General features: G+C 71.0%; 13 protein-coding genes and 1 riboswitch. Of the genes, 6 read left to right on the top strand and 7 right to left on the bottom strand.

Going from position 1 to position 16,691, the window contains the following annotated elements; translation table 11 throughout:
* Positions 1-14: 14 nt before the first annotated feature.
* Positions 15-1,643 (bottom strand): cytochrome ubiquinol oxidase subunit I, encoded by a 1,629-nt coding sequence (locus ACIP4O_RS00720; protein ID WP_401569848.1) that lies wholly within the window; start codon positions 1,641-1,643, stop codon positions 15-17.
* An 868-nt stretch (positions 1,644-2,511) separates the two neighbouring features.
* A complete protein-coding gene (gene hisC / locus ACIP4O_RS00715) occupies positions 2,512-3,594 on the bottom strand; it encodes a histidinol-phosphate transaminase (RefSeq protein ID WP_401569847.1) in 1,083 nt (360 codons plus the stop codon).
* Between the two features lie 562 nt (positions 3,595-4,156).
* On the opposite strand from hisC, the gene ACIP4O_RS00710 reads away from it, so the two are divergent.
* The 3 genes from ACIP4O_RS00710 (at position 4,157) to ACIP4O_RS00700 (ending at position 8,649) form a co-directional block, all read left to right on the top strand.
* Positions 4,157-5,284 carry a LacI family DNA-binding transcriptional regulator gene (locus ACIP4O_RS00710; RefSeq protein WP_401569844.1) on the top strand — a complete coding sequence of 376 codons (1,128 nt, stop codon included), beginning with the start codon at positions 4,157-4,159 and terminating at the stop codon, positions 5,282-5,284.
* Positions 5,285-6,128: 844 nt separating this feature from the next.
* The gene (locus tag ACIP4O_RS00705; protein WP_401569841.1) at positions 6,129-7,277 is read left to right on the top strand and encodes a metallophosphoesterase family protein; all 1,149 of its coding nucleotides are present in this window, start codon (positions 6,129-6,131) and stop codon (positions 7,275-7,277) included.
* Positions 7,278-7,737: 460 nt separating this feature from the next.
* Positions 7,738-8,649, top strand: coding sequence for a hypothetical protein (locus ACIP4O_RS00700; RefSeq protein ID WP_401569838.1), 912 nt, complete (start codon positions 7,738-7,740; stop codon positions 8,647-8,649).
* Between the two features lie 179 nt (positions 8,650-8,828).
* Here ACIP4O_RS00700 and ACIP4O_RS00695 read toward each other — a convergent pair whose 3' ends face one another.
* Both ACIP4O_RS00695 and thiC read right to left on the bottom strand, forming a co-directional pair.
* Complete coding sequence (locus ACIP4O_RS00695) at positions 8,829-9,269, bottom strand: hypothetical protein (protein ID WP_401569835.1); 441 nt, start codon at positions 9,267-9,269, stop codon at positions 8,829-8,831.
* Positions 9,270-9,407: 138 nt separating this feature from the next.
* Entirely contained in the window at positions 9,408-11,210 is a 1,803-nt protein-coding gene (gene thiC / locus ACIP4O_RS00690) for a phosphomethylpyrimidine synthase ThiC (protein WP_401569832.1), read from the bottom strand.
* A riboswitch (TPP riboswitch) is annotated at positions 11,203-11,351 on the bottom strand. (Overlaps the previous gene by 8 nt.)
* Positions 11,352-11,422: 71 nt before the next feature.
* Here thiC and ACIP4O_RS00685 point away from each other — a divergent pair.
* Positions 11,423-12,925: a YibE/F family protein gene (locus ACIP4O_RS00685; protein WP_401569830.1), complete on the top strand. Its 1,503-nt coding sequence runs from the start codon at positions 11,423-11,425 to the stop codon at positions 12,923-12,925.
* A gap of 108 nt (positions 12,926-13,033) precedes the next feature.
* On the opposite strand, the gene ACIP4O_RS00680 is transcribed toward ACIP4O_RS00685, so the two are convergent.
* From ACIP4O_RS00680 to ACIP4O_RS00670, 3 genes are all read right to left on the bottom strand, one after another.
* Positions 13,034-13,489, bottom strand: a complete 456-nt coding sequence (locus tag ACIP4O_RS00680; protein ID WP_007824617.1) for an SsgA family sporulation/cell division regulator — start codon at positions 13,487-13,489, stop codon at positions 13,034-13,036.
* A gap of 482 nt (positions 13,490-13,971) precedes the next feature.
* Positions 13,972-14,190 carry a DUF5326 family protein gene (locus tag ACIP4O_RS00675; protein ID WP_361326120.1) on the bottom strand — a complete coding sequence of 73 codons (219 nt, stop codon included), beginning with the start codon at positions 14,188-14,190 and terminating at the stop codon, positions 13,972-13,974.
* A 234-nt stretch (positions 14,191-14,424) separates the two neighbouring features.
* Complete coding sequence (locus ACIP4O_RS00670) at positions 14,425-14,742, bottom strand: cupin domain-containing protein (RefSeq protein ID WP_361326117.1); 318 nt, start codon at positions 14,740-14,742, stop codon at positions 14,425-14,427.
* Positions 14,743-14,808: 66 nt separating this feature from the next.
* On the opposite strand from ACIP4O_RS00670, the gene ACIP4O_RS00665 reads away from it, so the two are divergent.
* Complete coding sequence (locus ACIP4O_RS00665) at positions 14,809-15,201, top strand: phage holin family protein (protein WP_401569826.1); 393 nt, start codon at positions 14,809-14,811, stop codon at positions 15,199-15,201.
* Between the two features lie 174 nt (positions 15,202-15,375).
* Positions 15,376-16,494 (top strand): cystathionine gamma-lyase, encoded by a 1,119-nt coding sequence (locus ACIP4O_RS00660; protein WP_401569823.1) that lies wholly within the window; start codon positions 15,376-15,378, stop codon positions 16,492-16,494.
* The last annotated feature ends 197 nt before the right edge of the window (positions 16,495-16,691 follow it).

Below are 16,691 nucleotides of genomic sequence, written 5' to 3'. Positions count from 1 at the left end.
TCCCTCCTTCGGACTCAGTAGGAGAAGGCCATCGGCCGGTCGGCGTCGTCATCGTCGTGGTCACGCGCGTCCTCGCGGGCGGCGTCACACGCTTCTTCCGGCGAAATCTCCGCCGTGGCGCCGTCGTTCCCGCCCGTACGGGCCGGACCGGGCCGCCCGCCGATACGCGTCGGCGGATGCAGGTCGGCCTCGGTGAGTTCGGGCGGACCCGCCTTCGCGTACTTGACCATCAGCTTGGACTCGATGACGGCGAGCACCCCGTACAGGAGGGTGAACGCGCTCAGCGAGATGATCACCTCGGCCTGCGAGACACCGGGCGACACCGCGTCGGCCGTCTTGAAGAGCCCGTAGACGGCCCAGGGCTGACGGCCCGTTTCGGTGAAGATCCATCCGGCGGAGTTCGACAGGAGCGGGAAGCACATCGTGGCGAGCGCGGCGAGCCAGAAGAGCTTCGCGAAGCGCGGGCTGAGCACCTTGTCCCGCCAGAGCACGAGGTGGGGGATCTCGTCCTCCGCGACGCGCAGGTGGTGCGGCAGCATGAATTTCTTCCTGGTCAGCCACAGGCCGGCGAGGCCGAGGGCGAAGGAGGTCATACCGAAGCCGATCATCAGGCGGAAGCCCCAGAAGGCGACCGGGATGTTCGGCTTGTAGTCGCCGGGGCCGAACTTCTCCTGCTCGGCCTTGTTGGTGTCGTTGATGCCGGGGACGTGCGAGGTGAAGTCGTTGTCGGAGAGGAAGGAGAGGATGCCGGGGACCTCGAAGGCGACACTGTTGTGCCCCTTGTCCACGTCTCCGTAGGCGAAGATCGAGAACGGCGCGGCGTCCTGGCCCTCCCACAGCGCCTCCGCCGCCGCCATCTTCATGGGCTGCTGCTTGAACATGACCTTGCCGAGCGAGTCCCCGCTGATCGCGGTGAGCAGACCGGCGACGACGAGGGTGACGAGACCGAGCCGCAACGAGGTCTTCATCGTGGCGATGTGCTGCTTGTCGTGCTTCGCCCGCCGCTTGCGGCCCAGGTGCCACGCCGCGATGCCCACGATGAAGGCGCCGCCGGTCAGGAAGGAGGCCGCGAGCGTGTGGAACATCTGGGTGAGGGTCATCTCCTGGGTCAGCACGGCCCAGAAGTCAGTGAGTTCGGCTCGTCCGGTGCCCTTGTTCACGCGGTAGCCGACGGGGTGCTGCATCCAGGAGTTCGCCGCGAGGATGAAGTACGCGGAGAGGATCGTGCCGATCGAGACCAGCCAGATCGTCGCGAGGTGCAACTTCTTCGGCAGCTTGTCCCAGCCGAAGATCCACAGGCCGATGAAGGTCGACTCGAAGAAGAAGGCGATGAGCGCCTCGAACGCGAGAGGCGCCCCGAAGACGTCACCGACGAACCGCGAGTAATCGGACCAGTTCATACCGAACTGGAACTCCTGCACGATCCCGGTGACGACCCCCATCGCGATGTTGATCAGGAAGAGCTTCCCCCAGAACTTCGTCGCGCTGAGGTACTTCTCCTTGCCGGTACGGACCCAGGCCGTCTCCAGGCCGGCGGTGAGCGCGGCGAGCGAGATGGTCAGGGGTATGAAAAGGAAGTGGTAGACGGTCGTGATGCCGAACTGCCAACGGGCCAGCGTCTCGGGCGCTAGTGCGAGATCCACGAAATCCTCCTCGCTTCGCTGATCTCTGTGCACGCGGTGGACACCGTGGGCACAGCCTGATCCCGCCCTCACGGCTCCCGATTGATCCGCATTCGCCCAGGGCAAAGCAGCCCGACCGGGACACGCTTGTGAAAGCGTTCACATTCACAAGCATTATGTCCCACGGTCGTTTCATACGAACAGGGGGTCCCTGGGGCGAGAGCCTCTCGCGAGGGGTATTTGAGAGGTTTGCCCGCTTGGTTTTGTCACGTTTCGAGGCTTTTGTGGGCACATTGCGACCCTGTCGGGCGTCCGAAATGGGGGCCTGTGACGTCCGCTACAGCGGTACGGAACCCTCCGCTCCCGGCCAGGGGCCGAGGAGCCCAGGCCGACACCCAGGAGGCCCAGGACTCCTCACCCGACGGCGTCGGGGAATGGGGGCGAAGGACTCTGGACGGGCGGGGGCCAGGGATGCGGGGCCGGAGTCCGAGGTGCGGGAAGGTGAGGAGAGTGCCGGAAGGGGCGGGGAGACTTGCTCGCGTACGGGCCGGGGGTAGCCGGCCGCGTTCGCATACGTACGTGACGAGGCGGCCCCACCGCGAGGCCTGCCGTGGGGCGAGCGGGCATGGCGACCCCGCGAGCGGGGCACCGCCGAGCGGACGCGGCACCCCGGGGTGGACGCGGCACTCCCGGGTGGACGCCGCACCCAGCGAGCAGGTGCGGCACCCCGAGCGGACGCCGCGCACCGAGCAGGTGCGTCATCGCGGGGCAGACGCGTCATCGCGGGGCGGACGCGTCATCGGGTGGGCGCGCGGGAGCCGCCGTGCGCCCGGGGGTTGGCCTCCCCCGCGCGCCCGGCGGCTCCGTCACGTAGGCGGGAAACCGGCCGTCAGAGGCTCAGTTCCTTGCGGTAATGCGCCGCAGCCGACAGGAAGATGTCGTTCGCCTCCGTCTCGGCCACGGTGACGCGGACGCCTTCGCCCGCAAAGGGCCGCACCACGACGCCCGCGCGCTCACAAGCGGCGGCGAAGTCGAGTGTGCGCTCGCCGAGGCGGAGCCAGACGAAGTTGGCCTGGGTCTCGGGGACGGTCCAGCCCTGGGCACGCAACTCCCCCGCGATCCGCGCGCGTTCGACGACGAGGGCGTCGACGCGCTCCAGGAGCGCCGTCTCGGCGGCGAGCGAGGCGACGGCGGCGTCCTGCGCGAGCTGACTCACGCCGAAGGGAACGGCGGTCTTGCGCAGCGCGGCCGCCACCGGCTCGTGCGCGATCGCGAACCCGATCCGGAGCCCCGCGAGACCGTATGCCTTCGAAAAGGTCCGCAATACGCACACGTTGGGCCGGTCCCGATACAGCTCGACACCGTCCGGGACCTCCGGGTCGCGGATGAACTCCCGGTACGCCTCGTCCAGCACGACGAGCACATCGGAGGGCACCCGGTCGAGGAAGCGTTCCAGCGCGGCCTTCCGCACCACGGTCCCCGTCGGGTTGTTGGGGTTGCAGACGAAGACGAGCCGGGTCCGCTCGGTGATCGCCGCGACCATCGCGTCGAGGTCGTGCTCCTCGTCGCCCGTGAGCGGGACCTCGACGGCCTTCGCCCCGCTGATCCGGGTGATGATCGGGTAAGCCTCGAAGGAGCGCCAGGCATACACGACCTCATCACCGGCCTGAGCGGTGATCTGAAGGAGCTGCTGCGCCACGCCGACCGAGCCCGTACCCGTGGCGAGGTGCGAGACCGGCACGGAGAAACGTTCCGCCAATACGTGTACGAGTCCCGTCGCCGCGAGGTCCGGGTAGCGGTTCAGCGATCCCGCCGCGGCGAGCGCGCTCTCCATCACCCCGGGGAGCGGGGGGTACGGGTTCTCGTTGGAGGACAGCTTGAACGCAGGGCCGTTCCCGCCCGCCGCCTTGCCCGGCACATAGGCCGGAATGTCGTCCAGTACCGCTCGCAGCCTGGGGTTCGTACCGCTCACCGCGGGACCTCCTTCTGTACGTGCCGGTCTTCCCGCGGCCCGTGCCGCCCCGGGAAACGGGCCACGAGCCTCCCGGCCGGCTCGGGGGTCGCCCGCCACCGCCGGGCCGCTCTCGCCGCGCCCGTCCGCATATTGGACACCGTGGAGGGCGCGGCCGGTAGATACCCGGCGCATGAAATGACCCACGCGCCCCTACCTTGACGCGAACGCCCCTGCCTCGCCTCCCGGAAGAGGTGCCGCCGAGCGCCTTTCGGGGGAGAGGGGAACAGAGCCGCCCGCCGAGCTCTCCCGTGGCGATCACCGAGGGGCGCGCGCTCATCTGCGTGCGCCGCTGGCTGGCGCCGTGGCGCGCGTCGCCCGTACAGGTGAGCCGCAGCCCCGGGGCGGCCTTCACAGAGAGACGGCAGACAAGCCGCCAACCGCCGGGTATCCCTTCCGCTTCCGCAGAAGTACCTTGCAATACAAGGCTTTTGATGGTTCGTCACCTTGCAGAAACGTGACATCACAGGTCTGCATATGCGCCCGCCGTGCCCACCGGGCAGACCCCTACTATCGGCAACCCATGACAGCAGCAGGGAAGCAGCAGGTGAGCCGAGCGGAAACTCCCCGCAGGGGCAAACGGTCCGGACGGCCGGGAATCAGAGATGTGGCAGCGGCGGCGGGGGTTTCGATCACGACCGTCTCCGATGCCCTCAACGGCAAGGGCCGTCTCCCCGACATCACCCGCCACCATGTGCGGGAGGTGGCCGAGCAACTCGGCTATCGCCCCTCGGCGGCGGCGCGCACACTCCGTACGGGCAAATCGGGCCTCATCGGCCTGACCGTGACCACGTACGGGGATGAACCTTTCACCTTCACGGAATTCGCCTACTTCGCCGAGATGGCGAGAGCGGCGACCTCCGCAGCACTCGACCGGGGCTACGCCCTCGTCATCCTCCCGGCCACCTCACGCCTCAGCCCGGTGGACGTGTGGTCCAACGTCGCGCTCGACGGCACCGTCGTCGTCGACCCGGCCGACCACGATCCCGTCGTCGCGGAACTCGTGCGGCAGGGGCTGCCGGTGGTCTCGGACGGGCGCCCGGACGGCACCCTCCCGGTGACGGCGTGGGTCGACAACGACCACGAGGCGGCGGTCCTCGGCATACTCGACCATCTCGCGGACTCGGGGGCGCGCCGGATCGGCCTCCTCACCGGGACCACGACCGACACGTACACCCGGCTCTCCACGACCGCCTACCTCGAATGGTGCCGCCGAGTGGGCCAGGACCCCGTCCTGGAGTCGTACCCGGCGCACGATCCCTGCGCGGGCGCGGTCGCCGCCGACCGGCTCCTCGCCCGCCCCGACCGCCCCGACGCCGTCTACGGTCTCTTCGACCCCAACGGAACGGATCTGCTCGCGGCGGCGCGCAGGTACGGGCTCCGCGTCCCCGAGGACCTCCTCCTCGTGTGTTGCAGCGAGTCGACGGTCTACGCCTCGACGGAGCCGCCCATCACGACGCTCTCGCTCAAGCCGCGTCGCATCGGCACGGCCGTCGTCCAGCTCCTCATCGACGCGATCGAGGGAATCGGCGCACCGCACCAGCTCGAACGCGTCATCCCCACGGAGCTGATCATCCGCACCTCCTCCCAACGCCGTCCCCCACGCACGACGGTGAGTCCGCCGCGGGGGTCGGGGGAGGGGGCGGGGTAGCGGGGGGGATGGCGGCGAGGGCGCCGGGTGGGGGCGAGGAGTGGCTCGGGGTTGGCTCCGCGTCTGCTCCGGGGCGGCTCGGGGCGCGGGTTGCGGAGCGGCTCGGGGCTCGGCGCCGACTCAGGGTTGGCTCCGCGTCTGCTCCGGGGGGATCGGTGTACGGGTTGCTGGGCGGCTCGGGGTTGGCTCGGGGTCTCGGTGGTCCTCTTGGGCCACGGGGGCCTCGGGAACGTCGGGGCCCGGGGCGTCAGGAGCCTCGGGAGCCTCGGGAGGCTCCGGACGTCAGCATTCCGCCCGGAAGGCGACAACAGGGCCACGGCTTCGAGGCACGACCTCGGGAGTGGGGGGCCTCGTTGGGCGCCGTGGCACCGGAGCCGGCACGCCGGCAGTCACGGCCTCGCCACACGCACCGCTGGTGCGGGCTCCCGAGCGGCCCGGCATCCCCACCGCCGGCACAGCCTTCATGGCCCCTTGCCGACACCCCGAACGGACTCCGCTCCCCGAGGCGGCGAGGCATCCGGAAGCAGTGCTCCGGGGGCACGAGAGGTCCCGGGCCGGAGCCTCAGGGGCTCGATGGTGCTACCGGGGCTCCTTCGTCCCCGCCGGTTCCTCCCTCACGGGTACTCCCTACGGGGGACCGGTTCCGCGCCTCGTCACGGCCTTCCCGGGGCCGGAACCGGCGCCGCGCCCCGCCATTTCGGCGCAAAACGCCGGACGGAAGCGGAGTGCGGCGGGATTCACCACCCTGATGCGTCCCACACCCCGCACCGCATTCCTATGATGGGCGCACGACACCGAGGGCCGCTGCGACCGAGCAGTCCGGGCGGTGGGGAGCGGCGCGATCGTGGTGGAGGGGTCAATGACTCAGGGGGCCGGTCAGGGACCCGCGGAACGGACACCGACGGTGCGCGACTTCCGCGTCCCCGCCTACATGCCCCAGCCCGAGGCCTTCGCGGACGGGGCGGAGCCCTATCCGGGCGAGGGCGACAAGTACGCGGACGCGGCACAGGCGTACGCGGAACGCCAGGCCCCCGAGGCGTCCTCGCCGCCCGAGACCGTGCCACCCGCCGGTCCCGAGGCCCCCGTGGACGAGGACTACACCCCCACCGAACGCGATCTGCCCGTCATCGGCTCGCAGCCGGAACCCGCCTCGCAGCCGCACACGAACGGCCCCGGGCCGCTCTACGTCGTCGGCGACGTACACGGATACCTCGACGAGCTCGTCGCCGCCCTCCAGGAGCAGGGCCTCCTCGACGAGGAAGCCCGCTGGGCGGCGGGCAATGCCCGGCTCTGGTTCCTCGGCGACTTCACCGACCGGGGACCCGACGGCATCGGGGTCATCGACCTCGTCATGCGCCTCTCGGCCGAGGCCGCCGCGGCCGGCGGCTACTGCAAGGCCCTCATGGGCAACCACGAGCTGCTCCTCCTCGGCGCCCGCCGCTTCGGCGACACCCCGGTCAGCTCCGGAGCGGGCACCGCCACCTTCCAGGCGGCCTGGCTCCTCAACGGCGGTCAGAAGACGGACATGGACCGCCTCCAGGACGTCCACCTCCAGTGGATGTCCCGGCTCGACGCGATCGTGGAGGAGGACGAGCACCTGCTCGTGCACTCCGACACCACCGCCTATCTCGACTACGGCTCCACGATCGAGGCCGTCAACGACACGATCCACGACGTCCTCACGCGCAACGATCCGGACGAGTGCTGGGATCTCTTCCGCAAGTTCACCAAGCGCTTCGCCTTCCGTGACGAGCGGACAGGGCCCGAGGCGGTACGTGAGCTGCTCGACACCTTCGGCGGCTCCCGCATCGTCCACGGCCACAGCCCCATCCCGTACCTCCTCGGCGACGTCGGCACCGAGGACGGCGAGGAGACCCCGCGCCCGGTGATCGAGGACGCGCACATCTACGCGGACCGGCTGGCCGTCGCGATGGACGGCGGTGTGACCATGGCAGGGACGCTGCTGGTACGTCAGGTGCCCTTCCCGGCCTGACACCAGGCCCGGCCCGGCCCCGCCGGGTACCCCCGCTGCTCCCTGGCGCCGCACCGTCGGGCCCCCGCAGCCCGCACCGTACGGACTCGCCCCGCCCGCACCGTACGGCTGCCGCCACCCCGTACCGCCGCCGTGCGGCCCGTCCCGCACGCCCTCGTACCAACCCCACCCGCCCGCACTCCGTCCCCGCTCCGGCGCACCGACGATCCCCCGCCGCCCCGCGCACAGGCACGCCCACCGCCCGTACGCCCCTCCCTGCCTGCCCGGACAGGCGCGCCACCCGGCGTGCGGGGGGCGCACGTGCCGCCGCGTCCCCCTGTACGACTGGTCAATTTCCGGAAACACCCTGTTACCCTGCGCCGTCCCCGGCCTACCATCGCCTTATCCGTAGCAGGCTCTCCTCCGCTTCCGCCCTCTGCCCGCACCCAGCGGGCGCCTTGGCCCTACGGAGCATCGGGGGATGCACATGAACAGCGCTCCGCACTTGCTGCCCGAGGACCACCCCGAGTTCGAGCGAGTTCTCGACGAGGCCCTGCGCCAGGCCGTACCGCGGCCGGCCGCGCCGGACCCCGACCGGCAGCTCCCCGCCACGCGGCTGAAGGCCCTGGCGCTCGGCTCGGCAGGTCTTATCGCGGCCACCGCCGCGCCCGAGTACCGGCACTACGTCAGAGTGCGCGAGGACCTGCGGATACGCACGGCCGGGGATACCGGCCAAGCCGAGGTGCCGGTGCGGGCGCAAGAGGCCGGAGGGCTCGCCGCGGCGCTCGGCGAGGTGACCGAGGCCTCGGGTGCCGGGGCTGTCGCCGTGGTCGCCGCGCTCACCCCCGTGCTCGCCGGGGTCGCCGCCGTCGTCCTGCTGCTCATCGGCTACCTGCTGCGGCTCGTGGACAGCGAGCACGTCATCGGCGACGCCCTGCTCACCGCCGGCTGGATCTTCGCCGTCCTCGCCGCCGCCGCCATCCTCATCGCCGGGGTCGCCCTGCTTCTCGCCGCCCTGCGCAACGGCGCCACGGCACTCCCCGCCGACCCGCGCCGTCCGCGCACCGCCGAACCCGATCCCGAGACCGAGGCAGTGGACCGGGCCCGCGCCGACTGGCGACGCGCCCTTCTGGAGAAGGGATTCCTGCCCTTCTTCCAAGAGCACGCGGACGTCCAGGAGTACGGCGGGGACGACCGCCCGGGCGGGGAGGACCCCGTGCAGGACGGTCCCGTGCACAGCCGTAGCGGCCCTTCCCGGATGCCGCGCCTCGGTTACCACCGCCCCGGCTTCAGCAGCCCCGAGGCGGACGGCGAGGCGGCCTCCCGTCCTCGCTACTCCAGCCCCGATTTCAGCAGCCCCGACTTCGGCGGTCCGGAACACCGCCCGGATTAAGCGATGTTTCACGTGAAACATCGCAAGCCGTCACCCACGCACGGGCATCCCCCGCCCGCACCCGCACCCGCACCCGCACCCGCACCCGCACCCGCACGCAGGAAAGCCCGATGTTTCACGTGAAACACCGAAGTGGATGTTTCACGTGAAACATCGGGCCCCGAGGGGAATCCCCCGCGCTACAGCTTCCCGCCGGTCAGCCGCGTGAGCGGCCCCACCGCCCGTACCCCGGACTTCCGTCCCGCGAGGAACGAGGCCGTGGCCACCGTCAGCAGCCCGGCGCCCGCGGTTGTCACGGCCACCTTGTGCTCGCGGACCGTGCCCCAAGCCGTGCCCGCCGAGGCGACGGCCTTCTCCGAGACCTCGGAGACCTTGCGCCGCCCGGCGTCCACACCCGTCCTCGCCTTCGCTTCCACACGCTTGCCCGCCGCTCCGGCGGCGCGCGCACGTTCCCGCGCCGTCTCGGCGGCCTGTTCCGTCTTCGCCCCGGCCGCGGAGAGCGCCGCATCGGCCTTCTCCGACGCCGTCGCCGCCACCGGGGCATCTTCGGTCCCGGGCGCGGAGGCCGAAGCGGCCACGGCGTCGCGGGAGTGCTTGGTCTGCGGGTTCTCTCCAGTCATGGCCTGCGGGTTGCCGCTCACCACCGGAGGAAACCCGCGACCGCGCGGCGAAGTGTGCCCAGAACCGGTCCGGGCCCTTCCGGAAGGAGCCCGGAGCCACCCGCCCGGAGCCCTCCGCTCACGCGGCCGACGGCAGCCTCACTCCGCCAGCGGCAGATACACGCGGTTCCCCGTAGCGGCGAACTCCCGCGACTTCTCCATCATCCCGGCCGCGATCTCCTCCTTGCTCAGCTCCGTACCGTCCTCCGCGCCGAAGCGCTCGCTGATGTCCCTGCTGATCCGCATCGAGCAGAACTTGGGCCCGCACATGGAGCAGAAGTGCGCGGTCTTCGCCGGTTCGGCGGGCAAGGTCTCGTCGTGGAAGGACCGCGCCGTCTCCGGATCGAGCGACAGGTTGAACTGGTCCTCCCACCGGAAGTCGAAGCGCGCCTGCGAGAGCGCGTCGTCCCATTCCCGCGCCCCCGGGTGGCCCTTGGCCAGATCGGCGGCGTGAGCGGCGATCTTGTACGTGATGACCCCGGTCTTCACGTCGTCCCTGTCGGGAAGCCCGAGGTGTTCCTTGGGCGTCACGTAGCAGAGCATCGCGGTGCCCCACCACGCGATCATCGCGGCGCCGATGCCGGAGGTGATGTGGTCGTAGCCCGGCGCGACGTCCGTCGTGAGCGGCCCGAGCGTGTAGAACGGCGCTCCGTCGCACAGTTCCTGCTGAAGCTCCACGTTCTCCTTGATCTTGTGCATCGGTACATGCCCGGGGCCCTCGACCATCGTCTGCACGCCGTGCCCGCGGGCCACCGCCGTGAGTTCGCCGAGCGTGCGCAGCTCGGCGAACTGCGCCTCGTCGTTGGCGTCCGCGACGGAGCCGGGCCGCAAGCCGTCCCCGAGCGAGAACGTCACGTCGTACGCCGCGAGGATCTCGCACAGCTCCTCGAAGTGCTCGTACAGGAAGGACTCCTGGTGGTGCGCGAGGCACCACGCCGCCATGATGGAACCGCCGCGCGAGACGATTCCGGTGGTCCGGCGCGCGGTGAGCGGTACGTACGCGAGCCGCACCCCCGCGTGCACGGTCATGTAGTCGACGCCCTGCTCGGCCTGTTCCACGATCGTGTCGCGGTACAGCTCCCAGCTCAGCTCCTCCGCCTTCCCCCCGGTCTTCTCCAGCGCCTGGTAGAGCGGCACGGTGCCAATGGGGACAGGGGAGTTGCGCAGAATCCACTCCCGGGTGGTGTGGATGTCGCGGCCCGTCGAAAGGTCCATGACGGTGTCGGCGCCCCAGCGCGTCGCCCACGTCATCTTCTCCACCTCCTCCTCGATCGAGGAGGTGACCGCCGAGTTGCCGATGTTCGCGTTGATCTTCACGAGGAACCGCTTGCCGATGACCATCGGCTCGCTCTCGGGGTGATTGATGTTCGCGGGAAGTACGGCCCGCCCGGCGGCCAGTTCCTCGCGTACGACCTCGGGGGCGACGCCCTCGCGCAACGCCGCGTACTCCATCTCCGGCGTGATCTCGCCCCGCCGGGCGTACGCGAGCTGCGTCACCGGCGTCGCCGAGCGGGCGCGACGCGGACGGCGCGAGCGCCCGGGGAAGACCGCGTCGAGCCGGCGCGCCCCGCCACGCGGAACGGTGTGCTGCGGGCCGTCGTCCTCCGGCCGTACCCCGCGACCGGGATACGTCTCGGTGTCGCCGCGCGCCGCGATCCACGGCGCGCGCGGCGTGTCGAGCCCGCGCCGTACGTCCGTGGTGACGGACGGATCGGTGTACGGGCCCGAGGTGTCGTACAGCGTCAGCGCGCGGCCGTCGCTCAGGTGCACCCTCCGCACGGGCACCCGCAGCCCCGCCCGTTCGCCCTCGATGTACGCCTTGTGCGCACCGAGGGCGCGAGCGGGTGCGGTGGTGTCGTGCTCCTGTGCGGAGGCAGGAATGTGCGCGTCCGATGTGGTCATGAGACCTACTCCCTACGCCGGCATTACCCGGTAACAGGTTCAGCGGTCGGCGCAGCGTTTCGTCCTCCGGCCGCGTGTGCGGTCGTACGAGGAGATCAGCGCCCTCTCAGCCCGGTGCTCCGAGCTCCCGCGGGGACAAATCGCGTCCCACGCTAGCGCCCGTCCTGGCGTGCTGGCCAGAGGGCCCCCTCGGTTCTTGCGATGATCGGCCAGTGACGACGCCACCTCCCACGCCTCAGGCGCCCCCACCGTCCCCCTCGCCCCCCTCGTCCCCCGAGAGCCGCCCCCCAGGTCACGAGCACGGCCACAGCCACGGTCCGGCGACTCCCGGTTCGCGACGGCTGCGGGTGGTCATCGCGGCTGTCCTGGTCCCCTTCGCCGCAGCAGTCGTCGCCGGACTGGTCCTGCTGTGGCCCGGGGCTCCGGGGGCGCACCAGCGGACGGGTGTCGGCTTCGACCGGCAGACCGTCAGCGGCGTGGTCACCGCTATCGAGCACGTCGGCTGCGACGACGTGGCCGGGGGCGGGGGCTCGGGGCAGGGGAGCGGAGGGGGCGGGGCGCAGGACCCCTCGTCCGGTGGTACGGGCACGACGGCATCCGGCGGTGCGGGCGCGTCGACGCCGTCGAGCGGGGCTGGTGGCGCGGGACCTGGCGCGGCGTCGGGGGAGCACGCGGCGGGCGTCTGCGAGCAGGCGACGGTCGAGGTCACCGAGGGGAAGGACAAGGGGCACCGCTACCCCGAGCTGGTCCGCCCCGACGCCTCGCGACGGCTCCACGCGGGTCAAAAGGTCGTCCTCGCCTACGCGCCCGACGCGCCGCGTGAACTCCAGTACTCCGTCACGGATGTGGGCCGTACCCCGCCGATGGTGCTGCTCGCCGCGGTCTTCGCGCTCGTCGTCGTGGCGGTGGGAAGACTGCGGGGGCTCATGGCCCTCGTGGCGCTCGCCGTGAGCTTCCTGGTGCTGACCTTCTTCATCCTGCCCGCGATCCTGGAGGGGTCGAACCCGCTCGTCGTGGCGGTGGTCGGCGCGAGCGCCATCATGCTGATCGCGCTCTACCTGTGCCACGGCCTCAGCGCGCGCACCTCCGTCGCGGTGCTCGGCACGCTCACCTCGCTCCTGCTCATCGGGGTACTGGGTTCGCTCTTCATCGGCTGGGCGGCGCTCACCGGCAACACCGACGACAACACGGGCCTCATCCACGGGCTCTACCCGCACATCGACATGAGCGGGCTGCTCCTCGCGGGGGTGCTCATCGGCTCGCTCGGTGTGCTCGACGACGTGACGGTCACGCAGACCTCGGCCGTCTGGGAGCTGCACCAGGCCGATCCCGGCATGACGCGGCGCGCGCTGTACCGCGCGGGGCTCAGGATCGGCCGCGACCACATCGCCTCGGTGGTCAACACGCTGGTCCTCGCCTACGCGGGGGCGGCGCTGCCGCTCCTGCTGCTCTTCTCGCTCGCGCGCAGCGACGTGGGCGCGGTCGCGACGAGCGAACTCGTCGGTGAGGAGATCGTGCGGACGCTCGTCGGCTCGATCGGTCTCGTCGCCTCGGTGCCGGTCACGACGGCGCTCGCGACCCTCGTGGTCTCGGCGGACCGTGTTCCGCACCCGTCGTCGTCCGACGCTCAGGGCGTGCCGCCACGCCCTGAGGTGCCCGGCCCCGTATCCGCGGGGCGGCTGCTCGGGGGCGGCGGACGCCGCAGGAAACGCTGAGGGGCGGCGGCGCGGCACGCACGAGGGGCGGGCGGCCCGCACAGGCACGAGAGACGGGCAGGCGGCGACAGGCACGAGAGGCGGGCGCCGCTGAGCCTGGAGGCTGGCTCAGCCCGCGCTCGGCTCCTCGGCCAGGATGCGGTGCAGGGCGTCGTCGAGGTGGCTCTCGAAGTCGGCACAGGCACGCTCCTCGCCCAGCGGGACGAGGCGGTCGGTCCGGTCGAGGAAGGCGACGATGGGCGCCATCCCCACCCGGAAGAGCGCCTGATCGGTGCCGACCTGGAGCCTGATGTGCAGTTCTCCGGGGCCCTCCCCGTCGAGCAGGGGCTCCGGCTCGACGGGCGAGACCCGTACATCCCCGTCGCCGCAAGCCTCGTCGATCCCGTCCGCGAGCAGTTCGCGCCCGAACGTCCACGAGACCGGGGCATCACCGGGCAGGTGGAAGGTAAGCCGTACCGCGTAGGGATCGGCGGCCTCGTAGCGAAGCTCGACGGGGATACGGAACGAGAGCTCCTCGGAAACGAGGAAGCTCATCATGACCTCTGCCTGTACGGACTCGCGCATCGCCAACCCCGTCGATTGCCGTCACCTTGCCAGGGGCAAATCCCCTGACACTCCTGACACCTAGCTCAGTGAACACATCACATCACAGCGCGTGATCCCGCCGTTGCTGATTGCGAGAAGAAACGTGCGGGAAAATCCGTCCGAGCCGTTTTCGGTCGGGCGATTCGTGGAATCCCCGCCACCGATCACCCGTATTCCGGCTGCCCCCAGGCGTTCCGCACATGCAAGGCACGCGGGGATTTCCCCACGTTCACCCCTTCGGCCCGCACGGACCATACGAACACACCGGCCCCGGGCGGCGACAGCAGCGGCCCAAGCGTCACGCAGAGCTACGTATCAGTGGAGGGCAACGGCGCTCCTCCGGAACGGAGTTGGTGGTCGATAACGTCCATTCGGGGGGCTCCCCGTCAACTCCGGGACGCGGATATCCCCCGCCGGTGGCCGCGCGACGGGCGCGGCGCCGACCGGCAGAGGTCCCTCGGTCAGCGCCGGCTTCCTGGCCCCGCCGACTCCTTGAACTTGCGCACGACGAAGACGAGCGCCGCGACCACGACGACGAAGACGAGCGCCTTGAAGAGCAGGCCGACCACCACGCTCAGAATCGAGACGATCACACCGCCGAAGATCGCCAGCGCGATGAGCGGTACGGCCACCCACTTCACCCACCACGGCAAGTCCGTGACTATCTCCCGCACACCCATCGTTGCTACCTCGCTTCAACCGGTTCCGGGTCCCGCCCGGCCTGCTTCGATGCTAGGCGGGAAAACCCGGCGGAGGGGCACGTGGCAACCCTGGCTTATCCCTGATTCGTACCCCTAGGGGAAAGAGCCCGATATCCCGGCAAACCCTGAGAAAAGCGCCCCTGAACTGCGCTTTCCCTCTCAGGGTCGGATCGGGGCATGCGTGGGCTCCCGGGCCGCGCTCCCTGCGCCGCCTCAGCCCTCCGGCGGTGAGAAGACGACGAGGACCCGCAGGTCCTCGCTGATGTGGTGGAAACGGTGCGGAGTCCCGGCCGGTACGTAGACGACGCTCCCGCGCGCGACCTCCGTGGTCTCCTGCCCCACGGTGAGCGCGGCCCGCCCGCTCACCACGAGGTAGACCTCATCCTGCCGGTGCGGCTGCTGCGGGTCGCCGGCCCCCGCGTCGAGCGCGTACAGCCCGACGGACATGTTCCGCTCGCGCAGGAACTGCAAGTACGCCCCGTCGTTCGCGGACCGTTCGAGGTCCAGCTCGTCCAGCCGGAATGCCTTCATCGACTTCCTCCACCCCTTCGCCGCTTCCGTGCCGCCGGTCCCGGCCCCGTCTGTCACGATCGGCCCATGAAGACCTTCGTGTTCAGGACTCTCGCCAACGCGGCGGCCCTCGCGGTGGCCGTATGGCTGCTCGACGGCATCACCCTCACCGGCCACAACACCGGCCACAGGGCGCTCACTCTGATTATCGTCGCACTGGTCTTCGGTGTCGTGAACGTGCTGGTGAAGCCCCTCGTGCAGCTGGTGACCCTCCCACTCCTCATCCTGACTCTCGGGCTCATCACCCTCGTCGTGAACGCCCTCATGCTGCTGCTCACGTCATGGATCTGCGACCTCATCGACGTCCCCTTCCACGTCAGTGGCTTCTGGACCGCCGTGCTCGGCGGGCTCATCGTCGCCGTCGTCTCCTGGGCCGTCTCGCTCGCCCTGCCCGACGGCCGCCCCGCCGAGCGCACCTGAGAGCCCGCGGTCCTCGCTGCCGCGTGCCGCCTCCGCACAGGGCCGCCTTACGGGCAGGTGGCCCCGTACCCCATCCTGGGAGCCCGGCACAGCGCGGTGCGGGAGAGATGACGGCCAGCCCGGTCACGGCCCGACGAGCGGCCGGGAGCGGCAGCGGACGAGAAGAGGAACAGCATGACTGGCGACGGAACGAGGGCAGTGCGCGCGGGACTGCCGGAAGCGGCACCGAACGAGCCGACCATGCCGGGCCCGGTCTTCGCCGCCCACTTCCACCTGCCGGGAGAGGTAGCCGGGCCCTACACGTACGGGCGCGACGGCAACCCGACCTGGACGCGCCTCGAAAGCGCCATCAGCGCGCTGGAGGCGCCCGGAACGGAGGCGGGGACGCTGCTCTTCGCCTCCGGGATGGCGGCGATCTCCGCGGTGCTCTTCTCCCAGCTGCGGGCCGGGGACACCGTGGTCCTCCCCTCCGACGGGTACCAGGTCCTGCCCCTGGTCCGCGAACAGCTCACCGCGTACGGCGTGACGGTGCGCACCGCCCCGACCAGCGAGGACGCCCAGCTCGACGCGCTCGACGGCGCGCGGTTGCTGTGGATCGAGTCGCCGTCGAACCCCGGCCTCGACGTCTGCGACATCCGGCGCCTCGTCACCGCCGCGCACGAGCGGGGCGCGCTCGTCGGAGTCGACAACACCCTTTCGACCCCGCTCGGCCAGCGCCCGCTCGACCTCGGCGCCGACTTCTCGGTCGCCTCGGACACCAAGGCCCTCACCGGCCACGGCGATGTACTCCTCGGCCACGTCACAACGCGCGACCCGGCTCTCCTGGAAGGCGTACGGCGCTGGCGCAAGATCATCGGCGCCGTCCCCGGGCCCATGGAGACCTGGCTCGCGCACCGCTCGCTCGCGACGCTCCAGCTGCGCCTCGACCGGCAGAACGCCAACGCGCTCGCCGTCGCGGAGGCGCTGCACACCCACCCCGACGTGAGCGGCCTGCGCTACCCCGGGCTCCCCGAGGACCGGGCGCACAAGCTCGCCACGACGCAGATGCTGCGCTACGGGACCGTCCTGGGCTTCACGCTGCCCTCGCGCGGGCACGCCGAACGCTTCCTCGCGTCCGCCCGGCTCGTCGAGGACGCCACGAGCTTCGGGGGCGTGCGGTCCACCGCCGAGCGGCGCCGCCGCTGGGGCGGGGACGCGGTCGCCGAGGGCTTCATCCGCTTCTCGGCGGGCGCCGAGGACACCGAGGACCTCGTGGCCGACGTGCTGCGGGCGCTCGACGAGAGCCACGGCTGAGCGGGCGGGAAGGCGCGCGGGTGGTCCGAGCCTCCCCCCTCGTGGCTCGGACCACTCACGGTTTCCGCGAAGAACCGCCCGTCCAAGGCTAGTTGACTGGCTGTCAATGTCCAATCACTGGGGAGACGGCGGGGTATCGCCAGATTTATCGTTGACCGCCGGGTCCGCACCGGGCCCGCGACCACCTGAGGGGCAGT

Origin of the sequence: Streptomyces sp. NPDC088923, from assembly GCF_044749745.1 — a bacterium.
Taxonomy (GTDB): domain Bacteria; phylum Actinomycetota; class Actinomycetes; order Streptomycetales; family Streptomycetaceae; genus Streptomyces.
This window is presented reverse-complemented; position numbering and strand designations above follow the sequence as displayed.